At 57.6% G+C, this 17,660-nt stretch carries 6 protein-coding genes and 5 pseudogenes; 5 read left to right on the top strand and 6 right to left on the bottom strand.

The window, feature by feature from the left end:
* The 4 pseudogenes from NKK47_RS31610 to NKK47_RS31595 form a co-directional block, all read left to right on the top strand.
* A pseudogene (locus NKK47_RS31610) lies at window positions 1–86 on the top strand (IS5/IS1182 family transposase); the annotation flags it as partial.
* Between the two features lie 946 nt (window positions 87–1,032).
* Window positions 1,033–1,278 (top strand): annotated as a pseudogene (locus tag NKK47_RS31605) (transposase); the annotation flags it as partial.
* A gap of 290 nt (window positions 1,279–1,568) precedes the next feature.
* Window positions 1,569–2,081, top strand: a pseudogene (locus NKK47_RS31600) (IS21 family transposase); the annotation flags it as partial.
* Window positions 2,015–2,727, top strand: a pseudogene (locus NKK47_RS31595) (tyrosine-type recombinase/integrase). The pseudogenes NKK47_RS31600 and NKK47_RS31595, both read left to right, overlap by 67 nt.
* Window positions 2,728–2,902: 175 nt before the next feature.
* On the opposite strand, the gene kce reads toward NKK47_RS31595, so the two are convergent.
* From kce to blsG, 4 genes are all read right to left on the bottom strand, one after another.
* On the bottom strand, window positions 2,903–3,817 hold the full coding sequence (gene kce, locus NKK47_RS31590) for a 3,5-dioxohexanoate:acetyl-CoA acetone transferase (protein ID WP_352579547.1): 915 nt from the start codon (window positions 3,815–3,817) through the stop codon (window positions 2,903–2,905).
* Window positions 3,817–5,169 (bottom strand): aspartate aminotransferase family protein, encoded by a 1,353-nt coding sequence (locus tag NKK47_RS31585; RefSeq protein WP_352579546.1) that lies wholly within the window; start codon window positions 5,167–5,169, stop codon window positions 3,817–3,819. Before NKK47_RS31585 ends, kce begins: the two co-directional genes overlap by 1 nt.
* Complete coding sequence (locus NKK47_RS31580) at window positions 5,169–6,059, bottom strand: dimethylarginine dimethylaminohydrolase family protein (RefSeq protein ID WP_352579545.1); 891 nt, start codon at window positions 6,057–6,059, stop codon at window positions 5,169–5,171. Before NKK47_RS31580 ends, NKK47_RS31585 begins: the two co-directional genes overlap by 1 nt.
* Window positions 6,060–6,561: 502 nt before the next feature.
* On the bottom strand, window positions 6,562–7,683 hold the full coding sequence (gene blsG / locus NKK47_RS31575; RefSeq protein WP_352579544.1) for an arginine 2,3-aminomutase: 1,122 nt from the start codon (window positions 7,681–7,683) through the stop codon (window positions 6,562–6,564).
* Window positions 7,684–8,138: 455 nt separating this feature from the next.
* Here blsG and NKK47_RS31570 point away from each other — a divergent pair.
* Window positions 8,139–8,799, top strand: a pseudogene (locus NKK47_RS31570) (IS6 family transposase).
* A 63-nt stretch (window positions 8,800–8,862) separates the two neighbouring features.
* Here the strand turns inward: NKK47_RS31570 and NKK47_RS31565 are convergent.
* Window positions 8,863–10,215 (bottom strand): aspartate aminotransferase family protein, encoded by a 1,353-nt coding sequence (locus NKK47_RS31565; protein ID WP_352579543.1) that lies wholly within the window; start codon window positions 10,213–10,215, stop codon window positions 8,863–8,865.
* A gap of 289 nt (window positions 10,216–10,504) precedes the next feature.
* Window positions 10,505–17,578, bottom strand: coding sequence for a hybrid non-ribosomal peptide synthetase/type I polyketide synthase (locus NKK47_RS31560; RefSeq protein ID WP_352579542.1), 7,074 nt, complete (start codon window positions 17,576–17,578; stop codon window positions 10,505–10,507).
* Between the last annotated feature and the right edge of the window lie 82 nt (window positions 17,579–17,660).

Below are 17,660 nucleotides of genomic sequence, written 5' to 3'. Positions count from 1 at the left end.
ACGACAAGCTCGCCGCCAACTTCCTCGCCATGATCCAGCTCGCCTCAATGCGTCTGTGGCTCCGCGCTTATGAGTCTACGGCCTAAATCTCGGGAACAATCAGTGAGGCAATCGAGAACATCCGAGTGAGGCAACGGCATTGTTCTTTGGGAACACCCTTGGGTGAGGCAATACGCGCTCTCACGTTGATTGCCGCGCCGCACAAGGAACTGCGCCGTCATGGCGTACCAAAGTTCGGAGCTGCGGTTGCCGCCGGTTCAGCGACGGGATTCTGGCGCATGTCAGGGCGGCGGTCCAACAGGCCCTGCGCAACCATTACTTCGAGTCTCTCGGTCTCCGTCGACTCCATGTCTCTGCCCAAGCTTAATCCGATCGAACCGCCGTGGTACGGACCCGTTTGCCCGGTGGTGTGGGAGGGGCGGCGTCGCGAGGCGTTCCCCTACCCCGATCAATCCGCATTCTGGCCGCATCGCGCCCAGCAACGCAGTCCGGGAGAAAGCTCCGAGAGGGCGGCACGCTGAGCGTCGAGGTGTCCAAGAGGCTCGCGCTTCTCCTCGAAACCGAAATGGCCATGCACCGGCAGAAGCGTCGGCCCGTGTCGGGCTTTGTCGAGTCCGCGACAAGGCAGTGTTCGGGTGGCTTGCTGCTGCAGCACCACTCTAATGGTTGAACAGAATACAGATCTTTTGTCTGAGGCTCTTTCTCCGCAGTTGGCACGACTTTTGAAACTCCCCCGTCGGAAGAAGTTGCGCGGCGATATGTAGGACGTGAATCAGATATGCATCCGCACTTCACGGGAACCTTGAAAGTATCGCTGATAAGGACGTGGCATGAAAGATGCCGAGCGAATTGAGAAACTGCCCCTGACGAAATGAGGTCGCGTCCCTACAGGTGGTGTAGCTCGGCGGTAGCGAAGCCGCTCGCGAGCGCGCCCTCGATAGCGCTGTAGCGAGCGAGCGGCTTTGCGGTGGTCATCGACAGTTCGCCGGTAGGTCGGGTTGCTGACACCAACCTGATTCGAAGGAACCATCGATGACCGACGACATGATGAACCTGCGCGCGCTCGTGGAGAAGACTCCGGATTCCGATCTCTTGCGCGAGATGATTGGCTTTGCCGCCGAGCGGCTGATGGAACTGGAGGTTGGGGCCGCCACCGGCGCCGGCTATGGCGAGAAGAGCCCGTTGCGCACGGCCCAGCGCAACGGCTATCGCGAGCGCTGGTACCCCCTTGAATCAGTGCCGATACCGGATCGTCGGGGGCGTGCCCGCAAGGCCAGCGCGACAAGCCAGAGACGAATGGAATGTGCTGTTGCGCCACAATCATCCTGGCTATATCAGCCGGGGCGATGTCACGTTGTCTGCATATAAACGCGTTGAGACCTGCGGCCGCTGATGTCAGCTGACCACGGCCACATGCTGATCCGCCTTGCCATCCATCCTCCGAATCGGGATGACAACACCTGACCATCCCATTCGGAACAGCGACACTATCGGTAACAGTTTGCTTGAGGCAATGCGCCCCTTGGCGACATAAAGAACTAACCCCTCTCTTTTGAGAGGAAAGATAGATGACGCTTGAGATTTCGGTGACACCTGCATTGTCGAGAACGATGCGGGGCGAGGGGATGCTGCAGGCGGAGGAAGTGATGTGGATGGTGCGTCTGCATGAATGTAGCTGGGGCGCAAACCGGATCGCAAAGGAATTCGGTTGCGCACGCAATACGGTTCGTCGCTCCCTTCGCGAGGCGGTGTCATTAAGTATCGGTGCCGCCTGCGCGTGCCGACGCTCGACGGATTTGATGATTGGCTGCGAGAGCGCTTTTTCCGTCACGACGGCAACGCGCATGTCATTCGCCAGGAACTGGCGAATGAGCATGGGATCATTATAAGCCTGCGGTCGGTGGAGCGCCGGGTGCAGGTTTGGCGCCGGGAACTGAAGGCGCAGGCGCGCGACCGTCCGCTTCGAGACGGCGCCGGGTTATCAGATGCAGATCGACTTCGGTGATACGAGGGTATGGATCGGCGGCGAGCGTGTACGAATCCATGTGTTTGTCGGGACGCTTGGCTATTCGCGACGCCTCATGCCCTTAGCTGGGAGGTGATCGAGAAGTTGCTGGCTTCGGTCGACAAGACCCATGATCTCGGCCACCGTGACTACGCGATCCTCCACCTCATGGCCTATTACGGTCTGCGACCTTCCGAGATTGCAACTCTAACGTTGTACGCCATCAACTGGAAGCGGGGTACACTGCGGGTCGACCAGCGAAAGATGCGTTCGACCCTCGTGCTTCCTGTCGCTGATCAGACGCTTCGCATCATCGAACAATATCTCGCCGAGGGCGTCCCGGCGATCCGGCGACGAATTTCCTGTTTGCCAATGCACGTAGCCCTGTGGGAGCCCTGACGGGTTGGGGGGTATGCGACGTCTTCAGCAAGCGGGCAAGACAAAGCGGACTACCGCTCGATGGTGACTCATCATACGCATTGCGCCGCTCGTTTGCCATGCGACTGCTGGGCCAAGGTGTCGGGGTAAAGACGATCGGCGACCTGCTTGGGCACCATAGCCTTGAGAGCACGTACGTTTGTCTTCATATCGAGACGGAAATGCTGCGTACGCTGGCTGTCCGTACCTGGCGTGGCGGCGCGTTAAGGAGAATGGCGATGTTCACAACCATCTCTCCGACAACCCCTGGATCAACCGATTGCCCGACGTATCAAGAACGGTAGCAATCATCCCCCGTCCGAGAAGCCGTGCGGGTCTGCGTGACGGTCCATGGGAAGTAGATGCATCCTGACCGATCCCACTTCTGGCCGACACGACCTGGAGCCCAAGCGTTGCATAAAGCTTTGGCAGTGGTTCCAGACCATCCGGATGGCGAGGAGTGCTCTAAAGGTGCGGGGTTCATTGGGCAATCTGAAGCCGCCGTCGCGCTTCGGATGGCGTGGCGACGCCTATCTGCAACTCGGAAAGTATGCGGGTAATCTTCTCCACCTGCTTTCCATTGCTTTCAGCCAGTAGCCCCGGTGCAAGCCAGAGGTTGTCCTCGAGCCCGACGCGCAAATTGCCCCCCATGATTGCGGCCATCGTGCAAAGGGGCATCTGACTTCTGCCGGCAGGCAAGGCCGACCATTCGATATCGTCGCCAAACAGCCTCGTGGCCGTCTGCTTCATGAAGGAAAGGTTGTCGGCGCCTGCTCCGATACCGCCAAGAATTCCCATGACGAACTGAACGAACGGCTTGCTCTTAACCAAGCCCCGGTCCAGAAGATGCGCCAAGTTGTAGAGGTGCCCCACGTCATAGGCTTCGAACTCAAAGCGCGTGCCAAAACGGTCCGCCAGTTCGCCAATTATCCTCTCCATGTCGGCAAAGGTATTCCGGAAGAAGCCGCTCCTGGTGGCCTCAAGGAACGGCTTCTCCCACGAGTGTTTCCAGGCCCGCTCTTTTAATGCCATCGGGTGCAGCGCGAAATTCATGGTACCAAGATTGAGGGAACAAAGTTCAGGCCGGAGCCGGATCGGAGCCTCAAGTCTCTCCTCCACCGACATTTGCGCGCTGCCGCCCGTCGTGATGCTAAGCAGAGCGTCGCAACCGGCGCGAATGCGTCCCACCACGCGTTCAAACCGTTCCGCATCGGAACTCGGGCGACCCGTCTTGGGGTCACGGACGTGAAGGTGAATGACCGTCGCTCCGGCAACAGCCGCCGCGACCGCCTGCGAAACGATGTCGTCCTCGCTGATTGGCAGAAAGGGCGACATCGACGGCGTGTGGATCGATCCTGTGATCGCGCAGGTAACGATGGCTTTGCGTGGAGACATTAGGCGGCTCCAATCTCAGAAAGGGCCTCTCGCACTGACTTGCCGAGCTTGTCGGCGATTTCGCTCAATTCCGCGTCTGTCGCGTTATACCTGGGGGAAATGATGACTGTGTCGCCTGCCACGCCATCGACGTTGCCTCCTGAGGGATAGCAGATGAGGCCATTTTGCAGCGCTCGTCGCCGCACCCTCAGGAAGGCCTGGCTGCTGGGGTCGAACGGAGCCTTGGTGGCGGGATCGGCGACAAGCTCGATGCCGACGAAGTAACCCCGCCCCCGAATATCGCCGACGGACGCGATCCCGTCGAGCGTGTCGTGTAGCAGGGAAACCAGCCTTGGTCCGTTGGCCGAGACGTGTTCCACGAGCCGCTCACGCTCGATTATCCTCTGAACCGCCACGCCGGCGGCGCAAGCCGTGGTGTGGCCCGTGAACGTATGGCCGGTCTGCGGTCCTCCACAGACCGATCTGAAGACATCGCCGACTTTGCGGCTGTAGACGGCGGCTCCCAGCGGAATGTATCCGGCTGCCAACCCCTTGGCGATCGGCATGATGTCTGGAGTCACACCGTCATGTTCCAGGGCGCGGAAGGTGCCGCAGCGCCCGCTTCCGCACATGACCTCGTCTGCGATCAGGAGGACGCCGTGGCGATCGCATATGTCGCGGATGCGAGCCGCATATCCCGGTGGCGCGGGCACCACGCCACCGGCGGCGCCTACAACGGGCTCAAAGACAAAGGCGGCGACGTTCTCGGGGCCGATCTCCCGAATGGCATCCTCCAGTTCGGCCGCGCAATGTGCGGCAACATCCTCCGCAGACACGCCAGACGGCGGCCGGTAGGTGTTCGCCGGAGACAGGAAGCACGAGGGCAGCAAGGCACCTTCATAGGCCTCGCGGCGCTCTTTGAAACCCGAAATGGAGAGCGCGCCAAGCGTGTTGCCATGCCACGACCGCTGGCGGGAAATGAAGCGGCGCCTGCTCTTTTCTCCACGGCCGGTATGATACTGAAGAGCCAGCTTCATCGAGGACTCCACGGCCTCGGATCCGCCAGACACGAACACCATGGCGTCGAGCTCGCCGCCACACTTGGCGGCGACGAGCGCGGTCAGCTCTTCGAGCGGATCGCTGGTGAATGTATATCGGTATCCATGCATCACCCGCTTGAGCTGGTCACGAATAGCTGCGATGACTTCTTCATTGCCGTAGCCGATGCTGTAAACGGCAGGCCCCCCGGACCCATCGATGTATTGCTTGCCGTCGGCATCGAAGACATAGCCACCCTGACCATGGGACACCTTGGGCAATGCGCCTGCGGCAATCGTTGTTGAAGTCTTTACAGCCCCTGCGGCAGTAGGCATCACAAACCTCTTCTCAGCGGCATGGTTAGACAGTGTGTCGAGCCGCCTTCGAGCGCGAACTGTTGGAGATCCGGCTCCAGCAACTTAAGTCCGTTGGCACGAATCCGCGCGTTGATCTCGGGCTGCTGTTTGGCAGACAGGACAACGTCGTTGCCGAGTGCGGTAACGTTGCAGCCCATCCGCATCACATCGCTGTAGCCCACATGGATAAGTTCGTACCTGTGTGAGAGCCAGTCGACATCAGCAGCATCCAGAATTTCGGTTGCGCATAGCGCAAGCCGCTCGTTCAGCACGCTGAAAAGCACATCGAGATGGAGGAAATGGGCTGGAATGCGGATCTTGCGCACACTCCAGCCCTCGCCCCCCACCCAGCGCGAGACCTGGTCCGCGCCTTTTGAGAAGGTCCGGACCTCATTCACACCGATGATAATCTCCCCCTCTCTGAGGATCTGGACATCGCCACCCTCGACCGGAGCCGCCGTAACGCGTTTCCAGATGGGCAGCTCAAGATGGGAGGCGAGATCTTCGATAGCGCACCATTCGCCGCGCCGTTCCGGGCGGGCCATCTGTGCGATCAGCATGCCCCACGGAGTCATGATCCCGCTATCGCGGGTGAACGTCTGCATCGGCAAATGTTCATCGGGCTCGAGGAAGTGGCATGTCACCCCCTCCCCCTCGAGCGCCGCGACCAGTTCTTGGTGTTGGGAAATGGCGGCGTCCACGTCGACTGACGCGCCTGAAGACTTTGACTGTTCAACAATCGCGTTCTCGGCGGCCCAGTCGTAGTAGGTGGGGCGACAGAGCGCGACCTCCTGAAGAACACCGTGTTCGCTACGCACGAACTCCCGGCCGTCTGTCTGGCGTACCGGGCGCGGGCTGGTCTCTAGCATGTTTCCTCCTGATGGATTGCTTAAAACCGGTTATGTGAAAGGGGTCATGGCCCGAGACGATGAAGATCGAGCTTCAGCAGTCAGTCCGTCGACGATGCCGATGTGGAATTAGCCGATCGGGTAGCTCTTGAACGTCTTCTTTTGCTTCTTCGACTATTCAAGAGGCTCAGTTCGCGAGTGATTGAGCTGGTCGCGAATCCAAGCCATCCGAAATGCGTGGTCCTCAGCTCTGGCGCCCCAATGCGAGGCGCCGGAGTGGCCGCCGATTTTCATGAGGCGAAATACCACCTTGGGATTCGATCGGCGGCGCAGGAGCGACGTTGCGCTACATAGCGGGCAGGCTGGAAAAGAGCACTTAGCCGTCGTCCAGCGCAGGTCGCTATCCACCGATCTGGTGGAAGGGTTGGCCCAGGTTCCCAATCCTACACCAAATCAACCACTTAAACTACATCCGCCAGCCTTTCAAACACGCTGTTATGTACAAGACGGGATAGACCAGTCATCAGCGAGGAGATTTATTCAGAGTGAGGTAGCCCGTTATATCGTCCTCTTCCATATTATAATTCCTCACATAAATTCGATTGCCGCGCCGAAATAGATAGGGCCTTTGAGCGGGAATCTTTCCAAGTTTTGTAGTAACCACATAGCTCGGAACGGAAAAACCGGTTTCGAACCCGACGAGCCCCTCGACGATCTCTTGGCCTTGCTCGAGACCAGTCACGAAATGCGAAACGCCGGTGACACGATCACAATGGTAGAGATAGTACGGCCTCACCCGTATTTCGATAAGCCTGCGAAAGAGCGCCTTCAGTGTCTCAAGATTGTCATTAACACCCTTCAATAAGACCGTCTGATTTTGCACGGGAATACCGTGCCGAAGGAGGCGGTCGCAGGCTTCGGCAGCCTCTGCGGACACTTCGATCGGATGATTGAAGTGCGTGCTAAGCCATATGGGTCGATACTTATCCAGCATGCTGCATAGCTCAACGGTAATTCGCTGAGGCAAAAAGACAGGGTAACGAGATCCGATTCTTATTATCTTGACGTGCGGTATAGATCGCAATCTACTTAATATTTCCTCCAGCTTTCCATCATTAAGCACGAGTGGATCGCCACCTGTCAATAGAACGTCGGATACTTCCTCATGTCGAACTATATACTCGAAATCAGGATCGTAGGAGGCATCATAACCCGTGTTATAGTAAGTACCCTTCTCGTTAGACGTATGGTATTTTCTGGTACAAAAACGGCAATAAACAGGACACGTATCTGAAACCAAGAAAACGACCCTATTCGGGTATTTGTGTATAACACGTCGCGTCTTAATAAATATCGCGTCCCCAACAGGATCAACATCCGAGCCCATATCAGTATTCATTTCTTCCGTATGAGGTATGGCTTGCAGGCGAATCGGACATTTGTCATCCGTCTTTGACATCAATGACGCATAGTAGGGAGTCACCATCCACCGGTAGGTGCCTTTGACCGCATCAATCGCTGTGACATCCTGGTCGCTTAGGGCAACCCATTGCGCGAGTTTGTCCTTCGTCCTGATTAGATTGCGCATATGGAATTTCCAGTCGTTCCAGACGGAATCGGTGAAATTTTCTTTCGTCAGCAACATTGTCGGGACTCCACAATTTCAGAAGTTCGACGTTCGAGCGGGCGCACTTGTTCCAAGCTGCACCCGATATTTCATAGTATTTCTGTTGCAATTCGCCCAAATGAAAGGTGACCAGGCCAAATTAAACCCGGACTTTGGTGCGGTCAACCCCTCGTTATGGATTGCGAGTTATATTATATTGTTCTTTTGTTTCGTCATTAACAAAAACACTCAGGATTCTAATAAAAATTATTCATTGCCTAATATTCACTTAGCTCTTTCTTGCATGCCGTCGTTCTACTTGATCGAACCCTGGTCCATGTAACCTGCTGGCTCCGCGCGCCCGAAGTCTCAGGGCGTCAACGCGGCCAATTGGAATGCGCGAGGCTTGACGTCATATTCTGGACCTGAGATCGGTGGCCCGGGCGTTATCAACTTAACTCGCATTCAGGGATTTGCGGCATAGACCCGATGGCATGAACACCGCGACCTTCAGCTACAAGCGCCATCGTTTCCCGCCGCAGATCATCGCCCATGCAGTCTGGCTCTACTACAGCTTCCCGTTGCGCCTGCGTTTGGCCGAGGAAATGCTGCTGGAGCGCGGGATCGTGGTTTCGTATGAGACAATCCGCTTGGGGCACCCGCATTACGCTCGCCGCTTGCGCCGCAAGCAGCACAGCCGAAACGATGTCTGGCGCCTGGACGAGGTCGTCATCACCATCGCCGGCAGGAAACACTGGTTGTGGCGCGCCGTCGACCAGGATGGCTATGTGCTCGACGAGATCGTCCAGAACCGCCGCAACACCAAAGCGGCCAAGCGCTTGCTGACGCGGCTGCTGAAGAAGCAAAGCGTCGCGCCGAAGCGCATGATCACCGACAAGCTGCGCTCCTATGGAGCAGCCAGGTCGCACAAGGGGTTGAACAACCGGGCGGAGAATGCACATGTGCGGCTGCGAAAACGGGAGCAGATGATGCAAGGCTTCCGATCACCAGGAGCTACTGCAACGCTTCGTTTCGATCTTCTCGGCTCTGCGCAATCTCTTGGTCCCGCCCCGCTCAAAACGCTCCGCTCTCGCTCCACATATTCTCCGCCTGCAGGCAATGGCGGAATGGAAAGCTGTGGCCGTGGTCAGCTGACATCAGCGGCCCAGGTCTCAACGCGTTTATATGCAGACAACGTGACGTCACCTGATAACGCCCTCATGAGCCGTGGCTGCCGTCCTTGCATCGCGTGTTGTCACCCGGCAAGAAGGCCGAATAGCGGTCAAGAAGGCCCACGAAGGCCTCGGTGAATGCGGAACAATCTTCATCGGTCATGGCCAGTGAGAGATTGATCGTGCCACGCCGCTGCACGTAGAAGCCGCGCAGAAGCATGTCGAGATGAAAGAGCTTCCGTTGCGCTGGCGTGGTCGCGATCTCGGCGGGGTTGCGGGGTGCTATGGGCTGAAAATGCAGCGATAGAATAGACCCGAAGGCACCGATCGAAAGCACCACTCCGCGCTCCCCCGCGGCTGAAAGGAGGCTCCGGCGCAGCCAGTCGCCGCGAGTGTTAGCCGCATGAAGCGCCTCGGCGGTCGCCACCTTCGTAAGACCGGCCTGGCCGGCGATCATGGTCAGCACATTATTGTTGAACGTACCGCCATGTCCGATGGCGCCAGGACGGGACGGGTCCAGCCGGTCCATCAGGTCCGCCCGGCCGCCGAAGGCACCGAAGGTCAGGCCTCCACCCAGCGACTTGCCAAGCGTTGTGAAGTCAGCGCGAACCCGGACTTGGTCTTGAAGGCCGCCAGGGAAGAACCGGGCGGTCTGCACTTCATCGAAGATGAGAAGCGCCCCGCACTCATCCGCAATGGCCCGAAGAGCGGTAAGGAACCCAGGGCGAGCCAGAATGCCGCCGCCGCTCCCCATCATGGGTTCAACGATGATGGCGGCGATCTGTGCACCATCCTCTTCTATGACTCGCCGAACGTCTTCCTCGTCGTTGAACTGAGCGAAGCGCAGCCACGATTTGTCGACATTGAGCGGCGTTTTGACATCGAGGTAGTTGGCAAAGCTTCCATGATATCCACCGAGGAAGGCGAGCACCAGCGGCCGACCCGTTATTGCGCGCGCTAGGCCCATGGCCATCAGATTGGCCTCGGTCCCGGAATTGCAGAAGCGGACACGCTCGATCGACGAGAAACGACTACATATCGTTTCGGCCAGCGCTTCTTCATGCCTATGAGGACCACCGAAGCTGATGCCGTTGTCGAGCGCGCCCCGAATGGCGGCCACTATGAACGGGTTGGAATGACCGTAGAACCCTGCTGTGAGGTCGTTCGTGAAATCTATATAGCTGTGCCCGTCGACGTCGATGACGCGGGATCCCTCCGCGCTTTCGATGGAAACGGGAAACGGATCGTAGTAGAGTGCGACCCTTGTATTGCCGCCGGGGAGCACCCGGCGCGCCATGGAAAGCTGCATTCGACTCCTGGGATTGCTGCTGGAATAGCGACCTTCCAATTCCTCTATTTCGCTTTCGAGGGCGGGTTGCTCGACGGTCGATAGGTTCATCTTGGATCCTCACATTTGCGCTGGGCTAGCGCGTTTTGCGCCTTGTCGGGCGTAGCCATGTCGAAGAACAACAGCCGGCGAATGTCGTGCATGCGGGTGACCTGCTCGGCAACACTTTGCGCCCGTCGTCCTGTCTCGTTGTAGAAATTGTCCTAAGTCCGAGCCGGTCATTTGGCGCCGATGGCCGCCTCCGTCGCCGAGACGGAACCGATATTGCCAAACAACCGGCCCACAACCGTGCGCAGATCGGAAGACTTTTTCGCCAATGTGTTGCCCGTGCTCCATCGCTTTAGTCCTTTCGATTGAGATAGCTATTAAGCTTCTTCGCCAGGACCCTCACATGTGGCGGAGCGACCATCGTGTAATGGTTACCTGGCACTTCGTGAATTTCCAGGCGCGCCCTCGCGAATTGCTTCCACCCAAGATCGCCATCAGGTTCATTAGCGGATGTGCGCAGCCCCTTCTTGGCTGCAAAAAGAACGGACCTGCTGTCGTTGACTCTAGGCGTATATTCACGCAGCGCAATTCTATTTGCCTCAGCAACGGTCAGGACATTATTGAGCTGCGTTTCGCTCATGTCGGGGACACTGCCTGCTTGCGTTCCGAAATCGAGCAAGGCCTTGACCTGACACTCACTTTTGATGGATTTCAGCCTTCGCCAATGTTGCTTCAGCGCAGGAAAAAGGACGCTCAATATGACCACTTGCTCGCTCACCCAGTCAGGAATACGGCGCTTGCCGAGCAGGCGATGATACCGGCCGCTTGTGTGCTCTTCATCCTTGTGAATTGCTTTGGCATCGAGCAGCCCAAGTATCGCTATCTCGTCACCAGCATCGCGCAATTGGCAGGCCATTTCCCAAGCAATGCTACCGCCCATGGACAATCCGACGAGCTGATAAGGGCCGCGTGGTTGTACGCTCTTAATGGCCTCAATATATTCCCCTGCCATCTCCGCAATGTTCAGGTGAGGTTTTGCCTCACCATTCAGGCCCCGCGCCTGTAATCCGAAGAGCGGCTGCTCCGTGCCAAGTGCCTTAGCAAGGTGCGTATATAAGAGTACGTGTCCTCCAAAAGGGTGGGGACAAAACAGAGGCGTCCGTGAACCGCCGGTTTGTATCGGCACCAATGCGTTCGGCAGCGCGCTTCTACGTGTCCTCGACAGGGCTATTGCGAGCCCTCTTGGTGTCTGGTGTTCCAGCAGCAGGGAGAACGCCAATCTCTCTCCCGTGAGCTGCTCGATGCGATCGATGACGCTTAAGGCGCTCAACGAATCGCCACCAAGATCAAAGAAGCTCTCAGTCAGGGCAACCTCATCCAAGCCCAAAATGTCCCGATAGACCGCCGCAATTTGGCTGTCTAAAGCTGCCTCAGCAGACATCTCAACTACAGTCGGACTGCGCACCCCTCCGTTCCCAGTCGGGCGATCGACGGATGTGGCTGCAATATCAGGCTGATTCAAATCGGCATTTTGTTCCTGCTCCTTTTTGACGACCGCATCGAGCCAGTAACGCTTGCGATCAAAAGGATAAGGCGGGAGGGGGGTACGCTGCGGGGGCTTATGATCGTGCAGGCCAGACCAATCTATGCGAACGCCGCAGGTCCATAGCTTGCCCAATGTCTGTAACAGTCTCAGGCGATCGCCTTGCCCATGATCGCCTCCTGGCAAGGCCGCAAAGGCGATGGGGCTGCGCAGGTTGATCTTTGACTTGGACCGCTTGGAATGTCCCGTCAGGGCTGCGCCAGGCCCCATCTCAATGAACAACTCGTGGCCCGATTGCACTAGCCGATCGAAGGTCTGATGGAATTGCACCGTCTCTCGCAGATTGCGGACCCAATAGCTGCCATCGAGCCGCTCCGGCTCAAGCCAGTCACCGAGCACCGTTGACATGAAAGGCATTTGCGGCGCGTGCAAATCGACTTGTTCTGCATGAATCTTAAACTCCGGCAGGATTGGATCGAGTAGGGCTGAATGCACGGCATGACTTGCACGTATTCGTTTACTCGCAATCGATCTCGCCTCCAATCGCGCATGAAACGCTGCGATCTCAGATGCTGCCCCCGAAACGACGCACTGACGTGGACCGTTTATGGCCGCCAATGACAGGTGTTCGTTCCAATAAGGCTGGAGCTCTTCCGGCGACAGGTGGACAGCAACGATCCCGCCGACAGGCACGCGCGACGTTAACTGTCCCCTTATTAATGTAAGTCGAATGGCATCGGGCAACGAGATGACCCCTGCAATATGGGCGGCTGCATATTCGCCGATGCTGTGGCCGATCACAGCTGCTGGAAGAATGTCCCACGACATGAAGAGCTTCGCCATTGCATATTGAGTAGCGAAGATGACGGGCTGTATAACGGCTTCCAGCTGAGGCTCAAGCTCGCTATCAGATTTACCTTCCGTGTAGAGGAGGGCGCGGAAATCAACGTGTGCGAGCTCGTTAAGCCACTTTGCGCATTCGTCGATGGCGTCGCGGAATACCGGCTCTTCTTCGTAAAGCTCCCGACCCATTCCGATCTGCTGCCCGCCCTGGCCGGAGAACATGAACACGACGCGGTGTTCACTGCGTGAGGCCTCCCCCGCTGCGCCTCCATTCAGAACCGCCTGATCGAGTTGGTCGGCTAGTTCCACCAAATCGGATCCCACGAAACTTGTGCGGTATGTGAGAGGGGCTCGACCCGTTTGCAGGGTGTATGCGATGTTCGCTGCGCAGTGCTGAATATCGCCTCGGCGCATAAAGCCGGCCAGTTGCCGAAGCATTGCGGTCAATGCCGGCCTGCTCGCCCCCGAAACTGGAAAAACTTGTAGCCTGCGGCCGCTTTGTTCACCACCCTGCGGCGGAGCCTCCTCAAGAACCATATGCGCATTCGTACCACCAATGCCGAATGAGCTGACCCCGCCGCGCCGTGGCTCACCACCTTTGGGCCAAGCGGTGCAGGTCTTGTTTACGAACACCGGGCTCTTCTGAAAATCGATATTTGGGTTGGACTTGTCAAAATGTAGGCTAGCGGGAATGACGCCCCTGTTCAGCATTGTGGCGAGCTTGATTAATCCCGCTACGCCCGCTGCGGCGTCGAGATGGCCGATATTTGTCTTGACCGAACCTATTGCGCAGAATTGTTTCCGTGCTGTGTGCGAACCGAAGGCCTTGGTCAGGCCGGAGATTTCGAGGGGGTCTCCAAGATAGGTTCCCGTGCCATGCGCCTCCACGTAACCAATGGTGTCCGCAGAGACCTCAGCATCGGTGAGGGCGGCTTGGATCACCGCAGCCTGTCCGTCGGCGCTGGGGGCGGTGAACCCTACCTTGGCGGCGCCATCATTGTTGATGGCGGTCCCCTTTATCACTGCCCAGATATAGTCGCCATCTCTACAGGCGTCGCTCAGCCGCTTGAGAACGACGACCGCAGCTCCGCTGCCTCTCACCGTTCCTAGCGCTCTAGCATCGAACGCACGGCAGTGGCCGTCGGGGGACAAGATGTGGCCTTGTTGATGGAGATAGCCTTTTCCGTGGGGCAGGGAAATCGATGCACCGCCTGCCAGCGCCATATCGCACTCATTGCTGCGCAGGCTCTGGCAAGCGAGGTGGACAGCAACCAGGGAAGTGGAACAGGCCGTCTGAACTGACACGCAGGGGCCGGTCAAGTTGAGCTTGTAGGCAATGCGCGTCGCAGTGAAATCGTGGCCATTGAGAATGCGGATCTGCAACTTCTCTGAATCCAGCAGGTCGCGGCCTGCTTCACGTTCAGCGAGATAGTGGTTGGCCCCCACGCCGGCAAAGACACCCACTCGGCCTTCTGCGTTCACGCGCGATCCGTAACCCCCATGGTCGAGCGCCTGATACGCCGTTTCCAGCAGGATGCGCTGTTGCGGGTCCATCCACGCTGCTTCCTTAGGCGAGACACCGAAAAATGCTGCATCAAACAGATCAACTCCGCTGATAACGGCTTCGCGCCCCACATAATTAGGCTTGCCAAAGATGTTGGGATCAACGCCAGCCTCTCGCAATGCCTGTTCATCCAGGTCTGCGATGGACTCTATGCCATCGACCAGATTGCTCCAGAATTGATCGACGGTTTCCGCTCCCGGGAACCTGCCCGCCATCCCGATGATTGCGACAGCATTGCGGTTCGGTTCGGGCTTGCTTTCGCGCGCGGCCACGCCAATTGGTTTCTTGAGACACTGAGTGAGGCGAGGGGCGTCCGGAATTGCGGCCAAGTGCGCTGCGAGCGTTCTTATGGTGGGGTGCTCGAACAGATCCAGAATCTTGCAATCAATGCGCAAACGATCATGGATACGCGCCTGAACCTTGACGATGGCCAGGGAATGTCCGCCGACATCGAAGAAATTGTCATCAACGCCAACGGAGTCCAACTTGAGCACGTCCTTCCAGACGTCAGCCACTTCTGTCTGCAACCTGCCGGTCGGAAGAGTTGCGGCCTTTGATGTCGAGGCATTTTTCCTCGGCTCGGGAAGAGCGCGCCGATCGATCTTGCCGCTACGATTGGTTGGTAGCTGCGGGAGAAACACGAACTGTGAGGGAACCATGTAGCCAGGCAGCGCGGCGCGCAGAAAAGACTGCAGTTGATCGGTATCCTCCGAATTGTCCCGCCGTCTCACTACATAGGCTATCAGGCTCGCATTTTCACCGCCATCGTCTGTCAGCGTGACACAGCATGCTTTAATATTTTCGTGCTCCATCAGGCACTGCTCGATTTCGGCGAGCTCAACCCGCATGCCGCGGATCTTGATCTGTCCGTCCTTCCGGCCCATGAACTCAATCGTGCCATCTGACCGATACCGGGCCCGATCCCCAGTCCTGTAAAGCCTCGACTGCGGCTCATCATCGAATGGGTTTGGCTGGAAAAACTCGCGCGTAAGTTCATCGCGATTGAGATAGCCACGTGCTGTACAGACCCCCCCGATGTAAAGCTCGCCGATCGCGCCAACCGGTGCCGGATTACCATAGCGATCGAGGATGTAAGCCTTGGTATTGATGGCCGGGCGCCCAATGGGTGGCTTTCGCCCCTCGGCTTCAACCTCGGTCCTTATGCAGTAGACGGTCGTTTCGGTAGGCCCATAGGAATTGAAGATGCGGCGCTTCTCACCCCATCGTTCAATGAGGCTCGACGGCAAGGGCTCTCCGCCTGACTTGATCACAGTGAGGTCAGGAAGATCAGTCGACGGCAAAGAGGCCCACGCTGTCGGCGTAAGACCGGCAGCGGTAACGCGCTCACGGCGCATGAACTCGACAAGTTCTGCTCCGGGCAGCGATGCTGATGGGGGCGCAAGGCACAATCGACCGCCAGAGGAAAAAGCCAGCATAAAATCGAACAGCGATGCATCGAATCCGCAGGAGGCGAACTGTAGTACCCGGCTATCCGGCCCCAGTTGATAGGTGCGTCTTAGATCCTCCACCATATTGCAGGCGCTGCGATGTTCAACCATCACGCCTTTCGGCTGACCCGTGGAACCGGACGTATACATAACATAAGCCAAATCGGAGGGACCGGCGGGGCAGTACGGACGCGTGACTTCGTGCAGAGCGATTTCGGCGCGGTCCTTGTCGAGGAGAACCACCGCGCGTCCATTCGCACCTTCAATGTTTCGCCCTGACAGGGCGTCCCCGAACGTCTGTTCTCTGAGCTCCGATTTGCTGATGAGCGCAGTGGCACCAGCATCCCGCAACATAAAGTGTAGACGCTGCGGTGGGAGTCGCGGATCGAGAGGAAGATACACGGCCCCCGCCTTCAAGACCGCTAGCAAGCCGATGATGAGATCGCACGAACGCCCAACGAGAACGCCGACCACGTCTCCAAGGCGGACACCTTTTGAAATTAGATGACGGCCAAGCCTGTTTGCCCTTTGCTCAAGTACAGAATAGCTGAGTGCCTCCAATGGGCAGCTGACAGCGATATTGTCTGGGTAAGCGGCAGCCTGCGCTTCGATCAGGTTGTGCAAGCAATTATCGGAGGGAAACGGTGCACCTGTCTCGTTAAAATCATGCAGGAGCTGGTGCTCCTCCTCTGGCATCAGAAGACTATAGTCGCCTATCCGTCGCGCTGGCGCATCTGCAATCGCCTCAAGCAACAAATGATAGTGCTTCGCCAGCCGCTCGATCGTACTAAGATCCCACAAATCCGCATTGAATATGACGTCAAGGCGGACACTTTCTTTGCCGGACAGGATTTGGAAATCAAGATCGATCCAGATATCGGTTTCGCAAAATTGGATTTGCGCAGGCAAGCCGGAGAGGTCGACGTCGCATGGCGTGAAGCCAAGAGAAAAACTCGCCGCCTCCGGGATGAAGTTGAAAACAGCTTGCGCAAGCGGATTGCGATCAGGTGCAGGAGGGAGCTTGAGCTTCTCCAGCAGCAGCGGAAGAGGAAAATACTCGTGGCTGCGCGCGCATCGCATTAGATGACGGACCCGCTGCAAATGTTCAAGGAAAATTGGATTTCCGGAAAGGTCCTGCCGTAGGCCCCCTAGGTTCACAAAGTAGCCGAACGTCCTCGAAAAATTTCCTGCCGGACGACCGTGGCGTGGCACGTAGACGGTGATGTCGTCCTGGTCGCCGTAACGATGCAGCAGGACATAATAGGCAGCAAGCAGGACGGTGGCGCGCGTTACCTTTTCCTTGTGCGCCAGCCGCTCCAAGCGCGCGACCAGCGGCATCTCAATATCAAGGGAAAAGACTGATCCGGTGTGCGTGGCGAGCGCAGCTCGTGGTCTGTCCGTCGGAAGGGCCAACTCCGGCTGATGATCGACAAACTGGCTGCGCCAGTAGGCCCACATGCGTTCTCCGTCGTCGCCCGCAAGGAGGCGCTCTTGCCAGGCTACGAAGTCCCCGTAAGGAGCCGCTGTGGTCAGACCCGGCATATCCCTCTTGCCGCAGAACGCCTGGTAGAGCCTGCCGAACTCGTGCAGGAAGGTGCGAATGCTGTAGCCGTCGGAAATGATGTGATGGAAATTGAGGAGGAGAGTCTCGTCCGTGGCACTGCGGATGAACAGATGAGCGCGAAACACCGGCCCATGCTCCAGATTGAAAGGCGAGCGAGCTTCCGCCGCGATAGATTGATGGAAATCTGCCTCTTCGACACCCTCTAGCCGAACGACATGAAAGTTCAGTGAGGTTTTCTCATGAATACGCTGAACCACGCGCTCGCCTTCCTGGTGAAAGGTCGTGCGTAGCATTTCATGGCGGTCGATCAATGATTGGAGCGCACCCAAGAGGGCATCAATGTCGAACGGCGCCTTTATGCGCAGTTCGACTGGCAGATTGTATTCGCTACCGGTCGGTCGTTTTTGGTGATGTATCCAAAGGCCCATCTGGCCATGCGACAGCGGACGCGTAACATGATCCATTGCTTTCTCCAGCCACATAGTTGTGCGGAGAATGCTACCCCATCTTCTCTTGGAAAAAGTTTGAATTTTCGGAGAATTAATG

It is taken from the genome of Mesorhizobium sp. M0019 (assembly GCF_040323975.1).
Classification (GTDB): domain Bacteria; phylum Pseudomonadota; class Alphaproteobacteria; order Rhizobiales; family Rhizobiaceae; genus Mesorhizobium.
The sequence above is the reverse complement of the archived record's forward strand: the minus strand, read 5'-3'. Positions and strand labels throughout refer to the sequence as shown.